This is a genomic window from Burkholderia sp. BCC0322 (assembly GCF_902833045.1).
In the GTDB taxonomy this organism is placed as follows: domain Bacteria; phylum Pseudomonadota; class Gammaproteobacteria; order Burkholderiales; family Burkholderiaceae; genus Burkholderia.
In genome coordinates this window covers 344824-357849 of the sequence record NZ_CADFDU010000005.1, presented here as the reverse complement: position 1 = coordinate 357849, position 13026 = coordinate 344824, and the positions used below count along the sequence as shown (strand labels likewise).

Genomic DNA, 13026 nt, shown 5'->3' with positions numbered 1-13026 from the left:
CTGGGGGACATCCTCGCCCGGCGGCGGGGCCGTCGATACGAAGCGTCACGCTCAGCCTACCCGCGCCTCCCCTTCGTGCTCGGCTTCCCCCTCGTCCGTCCCCGTTCGCGCCAGCACCGGCTTGAGCGCCTGCCCGGTGTGGCTCGCGCTCACCTGCACGAGCGCTTCCGGCGGCGCCGCCGCGACGATCGTGCCGCCGCCCACGCCGCCTTCCGGCCCGAGATCGATGATCCAGTCGGCTTCCGCGATCACGTCGAGGTCGTGCTCGATCACGACGACGCTGTGCCCCGCATCGACGAGCCGGTGCAGCACGCGAATCAGCTTCGCGACGTCCGCCATGTGCAGGCCGACCGTCGGTTCGTCGAGCACATACAGCGTATGCGGCGCCTTCTGGCCACGCCGCGTGATGTCGTCGCGCACCTTCGTCAGCTCGGTGACGAGCTTGATGCGCTGCGCCTCGCCGCCCGACAGCGTCGGCGACGGCTGGCCGAGCGTCAGGTAGCCGAGGCCGACATCCTTCATCAGCTGCAGCGGATGCGCGATGTTCGAGATCGGCGCGAAGAACGCCACCGCCTCGTCGATCTCCATCGTCAGCACGTCGCCGATGTTCCGGCCGCGCCACGTGACGGCGAGCGTTTCCGGGTTGAAGCGCTGCCCGTGGCACACGTCGCACGGCACCTTCACGTCGGGCAGGAAGCTCATGCCGATCGTGCGCACGCCTTGCCCTTCGCATGCGGGGCAGCGCCCGTCGCCGGTATTGAACGAGAAACGCGACGCCGTGTAGCCGCGCGCCCGCGCTTCGAGCGTATCGGCGAACAGCTTGCGGATCGTGTCCCACACGCCGATATAGGTGGCCGGGCAAGAACGCGGCGTCTTGCCGATCGGCGTCTGGTCGACTTCCAGCACGCGATCGATCTGCTCCCAGCCGCTCAGCGACTCGCAGCCCTGCCACGCATGCGTGACGTTCAGCGACGGCCGCGGTGCGCTGCGCGCGAGCACGCTCGAACGGCGGTTAGTGCCCGGCGTGTCCTGCTGCGCGGCCTTGCGTGCGCGGCGCGTGGCCGGCGACGACAGCACCGAGCGGCCGACCGCGTCGAGCAGGTTCGTCATCAGCACGTCGCGCGCGAGCGTCGACTTGCCCGAGCCGCTCACGCCCGTCACCGCGACGAGTCGCGCGAGCGGAATGCCGACCGTGACGTCACGCAGGTTGTGCAGCCGCGCGCCATGCACGGTCAGCCAGGCTTCCGGCACCGTGGCGCCACCCTTCCTCCCCGGCAGGCTCACACTGCGGCGCGGCTGGAGCGGGTGCGTCATTGGCTGCGCGAGCAGGCGCCCCGTCACCGAATCGGCCTGCGCGGCCAGATCCGCGACCGCGCCCTGCGCGACCAGCGTGCCGCCGCGCTTGCCCGCGCCCGGGCCAACGTCGATGATGTGATCGGCCCGGCGAATGGTGTCCTCGTCATGCTCGACGACGACGAGCGTATTGCCCTTGTCGCCCAGCTTGCGCAACGCGTCCAGCAGGATCTGGTTGTCGCGCGGATGCAGGCCGATCGTCGGTTCGTCGAGCACGTAGCAGACCCCTTGCAGGTTGCTGCCGAGCTGCGCGGCGAGCCGGATGCGCTGCGCTTCGCCGCCCGACAGGCTCGGCGCCGCGCGATCGAGGCTCAGGTAACCGAGCCCGACTTCCTCCAGAAACGCGAGGCGGCTGCCGATCTCGCTGACGATGTCGCGTGCGATCTGCGCATCGCGCCCCGTCAGTTCCAGCCCGTCGATCCAGCGCCGCGTGTCGGACACCGTCCATTGCGCAACCTCGACGATCGGATGCGCGTCGAAGGTGACCGCGCGCGCGGACGGGTTCAGCCGCGTACCGTTGCAATCCGGGCATGGCTCGTTGCCCACACCTTCCGGTTCCTGCTCGTCGGACGGCAGCGTCTGCTCGCGGCCTCGATCATCCCCGGCGAGCACCGTGTCGTCGTACGCCGCGCGCTGTTCGCGCGTGAGCGTGACGCCGGTGCCGACGCAGGTCGTGCACCACCCGTGCTTGCTGTTGTACGAGAACATCCGCGGATCCAACTCCGGGTAGCTCGTGCCGCACACCGGGCACGCGCGCTTCACCGACAGCACCTTGACCGTGCCGACGCGCGCGGTCGAATGATCGTTCTGCATCGCATCGTGCAGCCCGTCGAGCGGCGCGAGCAGGTGCATCACGCCCTTGCCGAGCTCGAGCGTCTCGTCGAGCACGCGCCGCAGTTCGGCCTCGTTGTCCGGCGACACGACGATATCGGCCACCGGCAACTCGATCGTGTGCTCGCGGAAACGGTCGAGCTTCGGCCACGGATCGACCGGCACGAACTCGCCGTCGACCCGCAGATGCGTGCTGCCGCGCGCCTTCGCCCACTTCGCGAGATCCGTATAGACGCCCTTGCGGTTGACGACGAGCGGCGCGAGCAACCCGACGTGCTCGCCGCGATGATCGCGCAGCAACTGTGCGGCGATCGATTCGACAGACTGCGACGTGACGGGCGTGCCGTCGTGGATGCAATGCTGCAGGCCGAGCTTCACGTACAGCAGCCGCAGGAAGTGCCAGACCTCGGACGTGGTCGCGACCGTGCTCTTGCGCCCGCCGCGCGACAGCCGCTGCTCGATCGCCACCGTCGGCGGAATACCGTACACCGCGTCGACTTCGGGGCGGCCGGCCGGCTGCACGATCGAGCGCGCATACGCATTCAGCGATTCGAGGTAGCGGCGCTGGCCTTCGTGGAACAGGATGTCGAACGCGAGCGTCGACTTGCCGGAACCCGACACGCCGGTGATCACGTTGAACTTGCCGTGCGGGATATCGACGTCGAGCGATTTCAGGTTGTGCTCGCGCGCGTTGACGATCCGCACGACGTCCTCGCCCTCGATCGCACGGCGCTCGCGCGCCGCGTTCAGCACCGCCTGCAGCGGCTTGCCTTCGTCGGCGACCGCCAGCTCGGCATCCATCGCGCGGTCGTATTGCAACAGCGCCACGCCGGTATGCGATTCGGCGCACGCCTTCACCTCGTCCGGCGTGCCCGCGCACAGCACCCGACCGCCGCCGTCGCCGCCTTCCGGCCCGAGATCGATCAGCCAGTCGGCCGCGCGGATCACGTCGAGGTTGTGCTCGATCACGATCAGCGAATGGCCGGCCGCCAGCAGCTTGCCGAACGCCTGCATCAGCTTCGCGATGTCGTCGAAATGCAGCCCGGTGGTCGGCTCGTCGAACATGAACAGCTTCGCACGCGCGATGCGCGCCTCTTCCGTGACGACCCGGCGCCCGTTGACGGCTGCCGCCGATTCGGCGAGGAAGCCGGCCAGCTTCAGGCGTTGCGCTTCGCCGCCCGACAGCGTCGGCACCGGCTGGCCGAGCTTCACGTATTCGAGGCCGACGTCCACGATCGGCTGCAGCACGCGCAGCACCTCGGCGTCGGCCGCGAAGAACGCGGCCGCTTCGCTGACCGTGAGGTCGAGCACGTCGGCGATGCTCAACGCGCGGCCGTTGCGCTCGATGCGCACTTCGAGAATCTCGGCGCGGTAGCGGCTGCCGTCGCAGTCCGGGCAGCGCAGGTAGACGTCGCTCAGGAACTGCATCTCGATGTGCTCGAAGCCCGAGCCGCCGCAGGTCGGGCAACGGCCGTCGCCCGAGTTGAAGCTGAAAGTGCCGGCGCCGTACCCGCGTTGCAGCGCGAGCGGCGCCTTCGCGAACAGCTTGCGGATCTCGTCGAACGCGCCGACGTAGCTCGCCGGGTTCGAACGCGTGGTCTTGCCGATCGGCGACTGGTCGACGAACACGACGTCGCCCACCTGGTCGGCGCCCGTGAGGCCGCGGTACGCGCCCGGCGACTCGGTCGCCTTGCCGTGGTGCCGGGCCATCGCCGGATAGAGCACGTCCTGCAGCAGCGTGGACTTGCCGGACCCCGACACGCCCGTCACGCAGACGAGCCGCTGCAGCGGAATCTCGACCGTCACGTCGCGCAGGTTGTGTTCGCTCGCGCCCTCGAGCACGATGCGCGGCGTGTTTGCATCGACCACCCGGCGCGCCCAGTTCGACGCGTGCGCGACATGCTTGCGGCCGCCGAGATACTCGCCCGTCAGCGTGTGCGCCGACCGGATGTCGCCCGGCGTGCCGTCATAGACGATCGTGCCGCCGCGCTCGCCCGGGCCGGGCCCCATGTCGATCAGCCGGTCGGCCGCGAGCATCACCGACGGATCGTGTTCGACCACGACCAGCGTATTGCCCGCGTCGCGCAACCGCTGCATCGCCTCGACGATCCGCGTGAGATCGCGCGGATGCAGCCCGATGCTCGGTTCGTCGAGCACGAACAGGGTTTTCGTGAGCGACGTGCCGAGTGCCGTCGTCAGGTTGATCCGCTGCACCTCGCCGCCCGACAGCGTGCGGCTCTGCCGGTCGAGCGTCAGGTAGCCAAGCCCCACGTCGCACAGGTATTTCAGGCGCGTGCGCACCTCGGCGAGCAGCAGCTTCAGCGCATCGTCGAGCAGCGCGCTCGGCAATGAGATTTCATCGAAGAAGCGGCGGATGCGCTCGATCGGCAGCAGCATCAGGTCGTGCACGGTCAGGCCCGGCAGCGCTTCGAGCTGCGCGCGGCTCCAGTCGACGCCGCGCGGCATGAAACGGCCGGCGGGCGCGAGCACGCCGTCGGCGTTTTCCTTCGAGCCGAGCCGCCATTGCAGCGATTCCGTCTTCAGGCGCGCGCCGCCGCACACGTCACACGGCGTGTAGCTGCGATATTTCGACAGCAGCACGCGGATATGCATCTTGTACGCTTTCGACTCGAGATAGCCGAAGAAGCGCTTCACGCCGTACCACTGGCTCTGCCACTTGCCGTTCCAGTCCGGCGACCCGTTCACGACCCAGTCGCGCTCGGCGTCCGACAGCTCGGCCCACGGCGTGTCGCGCGGGATGCCGGCTTTCGCCGCGTAGCGCATCAGGTCGTCCTGGCACTCCTTCCAGGCAGGCGTTTGCATCGGCTTGATTGCGCCGCCACGCAGCGTCTTGCGCGCGTCGGGGATCACGAGGCCGAGATCGACGCCGATCACGCGGCCGAAGCCGCGGCAGGTTTCGCACGCGCCGTACGCCGAATTGAACGAGAACAGCGCCGCCTGCGGCTCCGCGTAGCGCAGGTCGCTGTCGGGATCGTGGAGCCCGGTGGAGAAGCGCCACACCTGCGGCTCGGCGGCTGCGCCATCCGGGCTTTCCGGCTCCGCCGCGAGCACGTACACGTTCACGCGCCCGCCGCCGCGCTTCAGCGACGCCTCGATCGCCTCGACGACGCGCACCTTGTCGGCGCCCTGCACGCGGAAGCGGTCGGCCACCACGTCGAGCACCTTGCGCGGCCCGGTGGGCGACGCGACCTCGCGCTGCGCCTGCACACGCGTATAGCCGCTCGCCGACAGCCACTGTGCAATTTCTTCGTCGGACACCGCTTCCGGCAGCTCGACCGGGAACGTGACGACGACGCGCGGATCGTCCGCCTGGGTGCGCGCGACGAGATCCGCGTAGATCGTCTCCGGCGTGTCGTGCCGCACCTGCCGCGCGGTCTTGCGGTCGAACAGCTCGGCCGCACGCGCGTACAGCAGCTTCAGGTGATCGTTCAGCTCGGTCATCGTGCCGACGGTCGAGCGCGAACTACGGACCGGGTTGGTCTGGTCGATCGCGATCGCGGGCGGCACGCCGTCGACGCGCTCGACCTGCGGGCGATCCATCCGGTCGAGGAACTGCCGCGCGTACGCGCTGAACGTCTCGACGTAGCGCCGCTGCCCTTCAGCGTACAGCGTGTCGAACACGAGACTCGACTTGCCGGAGCCCGACGGGCCGGTGACGACCGTCATCTCGCCGGTGCGCAGGTCGAGATCAAGATTCTTGAGGTTGTGCTGACGTGCTCCGCGAATGCGGATCAGATTGCTGGATGACAATTTGCCTGCCCGTCTGAATGAGTTAGCCGGATTTCACGGTGCCGGAACGCTGCGGCGGATGCCCGCAGGCGCGGCGCACGTGCCGCAAGGTCGTACCCGTGCGGCTCGATTTCGACGGACACTATACTGTATATTCATACAGTTTTCCATGACGACCCTGGGGGCGTCATGGGCACGCGGCCGGCTATCGGGATTCACTTCAGCCGGAACGCTGTTCGCTCAAGCTGGAACCCGGTCTGGACATGGCGCCGGCCCCGATGCGTTCGTGGCCCGCCATCCTTGGTCGGAGCGATTGAGACCCGATTCAAGGCGGCCGTCGAGATGGGGAGGACCGGGAGCGGCCATGTCGACACGTTCGACATCGAGGCGGCGCCTCCGGCGGCGGCATTTTTAAATATCCGCTGCAACGCTTCCTCCGTCTTTCCCCTGGCGCCTGACGAAGTTCGTTTCGATACCGTCATTTTCGACGATTCGTGCAGTGCAGTCGAATGACCGGTCGTGACCGACTGACGGCGATAACGAACAGTCGCGAGGTATCGAACTCAATGGGACAACGATCTGCCCTAGATGGATATTGCGGCCGGTAGCGCACGCTCCATCACGATTGCTTGGGCGGCGAAATCCATCGCTGGTTTGCGAAGCAACTCAACGAAGCCTTCGCGTTTCCAGAATTCGAACGCTCTCGGATTGGTATCGATGACTGCAATGCGTAATGCGCGACATTGCCAGCCCATTCCGATTGCTTCGGCGAGCCGCAGAACCTGCGGGCCCAAGCCCCGTCCCTGCGAACTCTCCCGGAACAACAGCAGGCCGATGAAAGCGATGTCGACCTCTGGATAGCCCCGCACCATTTCCATACATCCAACCGCCTCGACATCCTGAGAGATTTCGTAGACGAATTTGTCCGAGTGGCTTTTGCCGGGCGGTAGCGCATCAAGTACCTCGATGGCGGCGTTCGGAGGGGGCAGCCTGCCTTCCACGGCCAGGCTATAGCCTGGCGCACCTTCGAGCACGGCTTGCAGACGTTCCATGTCGTTCGACGACTGGCGGTCGATTAGGCGTAGCGTAGGCGTGGGCATTGTCATGGTCATGGCGGTTCAGGCGAGAATCTGCGATGCCGATTGCGGACGATCTGGGCGTCGAAGTCGAAGGGCCGCTTATGGCCGGTAGCTGCCGGTCGTGATGTCTCTGGCAACTGGCCGAACGGAGAACTTCGAGCGGTCCCGTACGGCCCGCAGGTAAACTTGGGCTGCCAAAGCAACTTTTCCCGGTCACATGAGCACGCAATCCGCAGCAGCATCTGCAACCGTCACTCCAATGATGCAGCAGTACCTGTGCCTAATCTGACACGGCTTCACGGCAAAAACCACGCTGCAGGTTTCGCCGATTGATTCAACGAGCGCCTACTGCCCGAACCGGACATGCACGATGCAAAACTCTCGGTAGCACCATTGCCGCATCAGTCTTTTGAATTCGCGCTGGCTTTGCTAGAGGCAGCGTTTGAGCAAGACCCGACCCTTGCCTGGTGCCTGTTCGCTGAAAACAGGGGATTCGACGAGCGCCGCACAAACTATCTAAGAAGCTATTTGAGGTATCACCACGATGCACTCATGCCTGCTTTGGGCGCGTGGCGAAACGGTGACCTCATTGCCGTGAGCTACTTTGCGCCGGCATCCTGCGCCGAATCCCCCGACAACCTAGCCGAGCTGGGACATCAGATTGCAAGCGGCTGCGGTGAACTATCGTTGGCAAGGATCGATCTGCTTCGCGAGAGTTCCGCCTCGAACTCGCCAGGTTCGAATTCAAGCTGGATCGAGTTCATCGGTGTGTCCCCGATGCTGCAAGGCGAAGGGATCGGATCGACGCTCCTGAACGCAACGTTGGCCCATCTTCGCGAGATCGAACCATCCGGGACGATTTCCTTGGAAACCGCGGAGTCGCGCAATATTCCCTTCTATATACGCCATGGATTTGCGATCACGGAACGCATTGAACGTCCGGGACTGACGCAATATCGTCTATCAATCAATCAGCCCCCCCTGCTTAGAACGGGCTCCGTGATGCCGATCACCGAAACACGGCCCTGTCCGGGAGCCATTGTCGTACTTATCGAACGCCTGCTTCCGACTGCTGGCCACGCAACTAGCCGAACAACGAACTTCGCGCGGTCGCGTTCGAGCGGCTGGTAAACTCGGGCAGCCAAAGCAACTATTCCGGGTCACATGAGCATGCAACCCACCGCAGCACCTCCAACCGTCACTCCAACGATGCCGCAGTACCTGCGTCTGATCTGACAGGGTCGCCGGATAACCCTACGCCAATACTTACGCTCGACCACCAATACCTGTTGGCCTATCTCGGACGTACGGGGCTACGAAGTCGGCATCGAAAGTGCCCCTCCATGAACGCACGCTCATCGAGGTGGTGTAGAAATACTCATAATTTGCGCGTGGAATTTCGTCCGCAGGAACCGCAACGCTTGAAAAAACCCCGTCTCGTATGGTTGCGTCCCCCGTGCAAATGTATGAGACCACGGCAAGTTGTTCGTTGAGTATCCTCCGAATGAATTCGACCGCACCGGCGGCTTCGTCAGCATTACCCAGCATGGAGAAAAAATGCCGATGGGTTGTTGCGTAGAAAACCGTCACCTCGTCGTTGTACAAGGACGAAACCTCCAAGGGGCCACCTTTCGATGCCGCGAGCGCAGGCACCCTAACATTGAAGTAGTTCTCACCAGCGTTGGCGACGATAGACAAATGGCTCCTCCAGCTCGGGAAGACCGATAGAAGGTCTCCCGCCATTTGGCGAGAGAAAGGCTCAAGCAATTCGATCATGGCGGCTCCCGTAGCTTGGCGGATAGCAATGATAGACCGCCGCTGGAATGAATCGCGGCACTCCGCGAGTGCTGTTGACGAGAGCACTTCTCGTGATTGGGTGCGGGATCAATTTGGACCGGCCAGCCTTTCGTAGACGTCTTCGAGCCATAATTTGCGGCAACCGAGGAGGTCAGTATGAGCGGAAAGCGGTACACGGATGAGTTTAAGATCGAAGCAGTCAAGCAAGTCAGCGAGCGTGGTCATTCGGTTGCAGATGTGGCCCAGCGGTTGGGCATTACGACGCACAGCCTATATGCCTGGCGAGCGAAGTTCGATAAGCCAGATGTCGTGCGGCAGGTGGAACTAGACCCGAGCGCCGAGGTGCGGCGATTGAAGACCGAACTCAAGCGGGTGACCGAGGAACGAGACATTCTAAAAAAGGCCGCCGCGTACTCACCATATGGTGCCGAGCATGAGTCGTCGCGGTAATTGCCACGACAACGCCGTTGCCGAAAGCTTCTTCAGCGCATTGAAGAAGGAGCGAATTAAGCGGCGCATCTACCCGAACAGGGCTACTGCTGCCACGGACGTATTCGATTACATTGAGATGTTCTACAACCCGATTCGCCGGCATGGTTCCGCCGGCGACCTGTCACCTGTAGAGTTTGAGCGGCGCTACGCGCCAAACGGCTCGTGAGTGTCTATGAAACTCTGGCCGGTCCAGACAACTTCGCGAGCAGAATCGATGCCCGATGAGAATGCATCCAAGGGGTGTTCAAGCGGCTTGACTATCGAGGGCGATTTCATTTGTGTCGATCCTCGTCGGTGGCGAATGGATCAAGACCTTTAGCTGGAGCAAGGGCTGCGCAAGTTTCAATGCGCGTCGGAATCTATCCGCAGTCGATCCAACGATGGCGGCGGCCATGCACCTGGCGGTGGCGCTTTCCGCCGTCGTCCGGGGCGATGAAGGTGAGCTCTACCCTCTTGCCGGCTGAACGGGCGCTGTCCATCAACACCGTGGCCGCCCCATCAGCGACAACTGCAATTCCCGAAATCGCCCGCACATTACGTCGACTTCACTCTCCCCACCCTCTGCGAAGGGCACTTGCCAAGAAGCTCGACCAGCCGTGTCTCGCATCCGGAGAACGCGTACCCGCGCCGCTGCGAGACCATGAACGTCAGCGGGTGCATGTGCCATCCGCGCCGTTTGAGCTCGACGAGCGTTCCCATCGCGAGGTCTGCCTCGACCATATGGCGCGGCATGTGTCCCCAGCACAAGCTCCCTCTCAGCAGATCGTGCTTCGCGCCGAGGTCGTTCACCCACCACTGGCGTTCACTGGCAACCCCTTGCTGGGTCTTTTCCGCATCGGGCTGGTTGTCGGTGACGACGAGCTGGATATGCCGGCCGAATTCTTCCCGCGGGATCGGCTGCGCCATGGCGGCCAGCGGATGCGACGGCCCGCACACGGTCACCATCTGTGCATCCCATAAATGATGCCGTTCGATGGTGCCCGGGCTCAGCTCGGGCACGTCCGTGATCGTCACCGCCAATCCGCACGTGCCCTGCAGAACCAGGCGCTCGCCGCCCTGCATGGTCGTCATGCGCAGGTTGATCGCAATCGTTGGAAACTCCGCCTGCAGCGTGCGCAGGCATTCGATCAGGTGCGAACGCGAAAAATAGGTGTCGACGGCGATCGAGACCTGCGGGACGCCGGTTTCAGCAATCGCGACCGCACGCATCTTCATTTCCTCGGTGCGTGAGATCACCCCGCGCGCATCGGGCAGGAGGCTGCGGCCTGCGGCCGTGAGCGTCGCCTTGCGCGTGTTGCGCTCGAACAGCACCACGTCGAAGGCGCTCTCGAGCGCGCTGATCGCGTGACTGATCGCCGACTGCGCTCGCCTCAGTTCCCTTGCCGCTCCGGAAAAGCTTCCCTGGTCGCACACGGCGACGAACGCCCGAAGTTGATTGATGGTGACGTTGTCCAGCATATCTATCTAGAAAGTAGATGGTACTTATAGATATTCAGTCAATTGGCTTCATGAATCAAGCGCGCCAGAATCAGGTTCGTCACTTTTGTCTCGAAGGATGCACGACATGAACAGACTGAACGGAAAGACCGCCGTGATCACCGGTGGCGCAACCGGCATCGGCCGCGCCGCGGCAAAGCGCTTCATCGAGGAAGGCGCGTTCGTCTTCCTCTTCGGCCGTCGGCAGGAAGCGCTCGACGCCGCGGTGGCCGACCTTGGGCCCCATGCCCGCGCGGTGAAAGGATCTGTCTCCGATTCGACCGATCTCGACCGGCTCTACGCGGCAGTGAAGGCGGAGCGCGGGACCCTCGACATCGTCTTCGCCAATGCGGGGACGGGAAGCCCGCTTCCGCTCGGCCAGATCACCGCCGAGCACATCGACGACATCTTCGACACCAATGTGAAAGGGACGATCTTCACGGTCCAGCAGGCGCTGCCGCTGATGGGCGCGGGCGGTTCGATCATCCTGACCGGGTCGAGCGCCGGGACCACGGGAGCGCCCGGATTCACGGCTTACAGCGCGAGCAAGGCCGCCGTGCGCAACCTCGCCCGGACATGGGCGGAGGACCTGAAGGGCACCGGCATCCGGGTCAACGTGCTGTCGCCCGGGGCGACGGCAACCGAACTGGCCAAGGAGGCGCTGGGCGAAGAAGGTCAGCGGGCCTACGGTGCGCTGACGCCGCTCCAGCGTATGGCCGATCCGGCGGAGATCGCGGCGGCGGCCGCCTTTCTCGCATCGTCGGACAGCAGCTTCATGACCGCCAGCGAGGTCGCCGTCGACGGCGGCCTGGCACAACTCTGAGGAGAAGGACAACATGACCCAATCGCTAAAGGGCAAGACCGCGCTCGTTACCGGCGCATCACGGGGCATCGGTCGCGCGATCGCCGAACGTCTGGCCAGGGACGGGGCGACAGTCGCTCTGACCTACAACGCCAGCCGATCGGGCGCGGACGAGACGGTCTCGGCCATCGAGAAAGCGGGAGGCGCCGCGTTTGCGATCCATGCGGATCTCGTCGCCCCGGCGAGCGTCCCGGCCTTGTTCGAAAAACTCGACGACGAATTCACCCGACGGCACGGCAGCAAAACCCTCGACATTCTGGTCAACAACGCCGGCAATTCCGGCTGGCTTGGCTTCAAGGACGCGACGCCGGAGAGCTGGGACACCCTGATGGCGGTCTACGCCCGCGCGCCCTTCTTCATCATTCAAGCCGCGCTCGATCGCCTCGCCGATGGCGGACGCATCGTCAACATCTCTTCCGCTTCCGCCACGAAGCCCGTTACGGCGGCGCCCGTCTACTCGATGGCGAAAGCGGCGATCAACACGCTGACCCATGTGCTCGCCATCGAGCTGGGGCCGCGTGGCATCACCGCGAACGCCGTAGCGCCGGGCTTCACGCGAACGGATGCGAACGCCGCCCTTCGGGAGAACCCCGAACTCGTCAAGGCGCTCGAGGCGCAAATCGCGCTGGGCCGCGTTGGCGAGCCTTCGGAAATCGCCGATGTCGTGGCGTTTCTGGCTTCCGATGAAGGCCATTGGGTGACCGGCCAGACGATCGAGGCGAGCGGCGGCTACAAGCTCTGAGCCCACCGCGAAACGAAGGAGAAACACATGCGTTACGCAATCATCGGCTTCGGCAAGATCGGCCGCGCGCTTGCCAGGGCCTTCGCCCGCCACGGCATCGAAGTGGCCGTTGCAACCACACGCGATCCGGCAAGCTTTGCGGCCGATGCCGCCGCGATCGGGCCAACGATCGTCCCCACCACCCTTGCGGAAGCGGTCAAGGCGGACATCCTCTTTCTGGCCGTTCGTTTCGAGTCGCACCCGGCGGTCGCCAAAGCACTGGCCGACTGGACCGGGAAAACGGTCATCGACGCGATGAACACGCAGGCCCCGCTTGACGAACTGGACGGTCTCCCGTCCTCGGCCTTCGTCGCGAAAGCGTTCGCCGGCGCGAGGCTGGTGAAGGGCTTCAACCATCTGGTCGCTGCCGTCCTCGACCAGGACCCGGCCGTCCACGGCGGCCGGCGCGTCGTGTTCCTGGCGAGCGACGATGACGGTGCCGCTGCGGAGGTCGGTGCGCTTGCGGAAAAACTCGGTTTCGCGCCGATCCAGCTTGGCGGGCTGTCGAAAGGCGGATGGCTGGTGCACGCGCGTGGAAAAAGCTGGGGACACCTGATCTTCAAGGACCTGATCAGGTTCGACTGATCGACTGATCGACCGCTCCG

General features: G+C 64.7%; 9 protein-coding genes and 1 pseudogene. 6 read left to right on the top strand and 4 right to left on the bottom strand.

Annotated elements, in window-relative coordinates; translation table 11 throughout:
- Nucleotides 1-51: 51 nt before the first annotated feature.
- A complete protein-coding gene (gene uvrA / locus HWX39_RS17510; RefSeq protein WP_175969243.1) occupies nt 52-5955 on the bottom strand; it encodes an excinuclease ABC subunit UvrA in 5904 nt (1967 codons plus the stop codon).
- 563 nt (nt 5956-6518) lie between these two features.
- Nucleotides 6519-6986, bottom strand: a complete 468-nt coding sequence (locus HWX39_RS17505) for a GNAT family N-acetyltransferase (RefSeq protein WP_244135038.1) — start codon at nt 6984-6986, stop codon at nt 6519-6521.
- Nucleotides 6987-7376: 390 nt separating this feature from the next.
- On the opposite strand from HWX39_RS17505, the gene HWX39_RS17500 reads away from it, so the two are divergent.
- Entirely contained in the window at nt 7377-8144 is a 768-nt protein-coding gene (locus tag HWX39_RS17500) for a GNAT family N-acetyltransferase (protein ID WP_175969242.1), read from the top strand.
- A gap of 135 nt (nt 8145-8279) precedes the next feature.
- Here the strand turns inward: HWX39_RS17500 and HWX39_RS17495 are convergent, their stop codons facing one another.
- Complete coding sequence (locus HWX39_RS17495) at nt 8280-8789, bottom strand: hypothetical protein (RefSeq protein WP_175969241.1); 510 nt, start codon at nt 8787-8789, stop codon at nt 8280-8282.
- A gap of 177 nt (nt 8790-8966) precedes the next feature.
- Between HWX39_RS17495 and HWX39_RS17490 the strand changes: the two are divergent.
- Nucleotides 8967-9468: pseudogene (locus tag HWX39_RS17490) on the top strand (transposase).
- A gap of 112 nt (nt 9469-9580) precedes the next feature.
- On the top strand, nt 9581-9766 hold the full coding sequence (locus tag HWX39_RS17485; RefSeq protein WP_175969240.1) for a hypothetical protein: 186 nt from the start codon (nt 9581-9583) through the stop codon (nt 9764-9766).
- A 70-nt stretch (nt 9767-9836) separates the two neighbouring features.
- On the opposite strand, the gene HWX39_RS17480 is transcribed toward HWX39_RS17485, so the two are convergent.
- The gene (locus HWX39_RS17480; protein ID WP_175969239.1) at nt 9837-10760 is read right to left on the bottom strand and encodes a LysR family transcriptional regulator; all 924 of its coding nucleotides are present in this window, start codon (nt 10758-10760) and stop codon (nt 9837-9839) included.
- Between the two features lie 106 nt (nt 10761-10866).
- Here HWX39_RS17480 and HWX39_RS17475 point away from each other — a divergent pair, with 106 nt between their 5' ends.
- Genes HWX39_RS17475 through HWX39_RS17465 form a run of 3 tightly spaced genes read left to right on the top strand, consistent with a single transcriptional unit; the run spans nt 10867 to nt 13006 of the window.
- The gene (locus HWX39_RS17475; protein WP_175969238.1) at nt 10867-11601 is read left to right on the top strand and encodes an SDR family oxidoreductase; all 735 of its coding nucleotides are present in this window, start codon (nt 10867-10869) and stop codon (nt 11599-11601) included.
- Between the two features lie 13 nt (nt 11602-11614).
- Nucleotides 11615-12382: an SDR family oxidoreductase gene (locus tag HWX39_RS17470; protein ID WP_175969237.1), complete on the top strand. Its 768-nt coding sequence runs from the start codon at nt 11615-11617 to the stop codon at nt 12380-12382.
- Between the two features lie 27 nt (nt 12383-12409).
- The gene (locus HWX39_RS17465; RefSeq protein WP_175969236.1) at nt 12410-13006 is read left to right on the top strand and encodes an NADPH-dependent F420 reductase; all 597 of its coding nucleotides are present in this window, start codon (nt 12410-12412) and stop codon (nt 13004-13006) included.
- Nucleotides 13007-13026 lie beyond the last annotated feature (20 nt).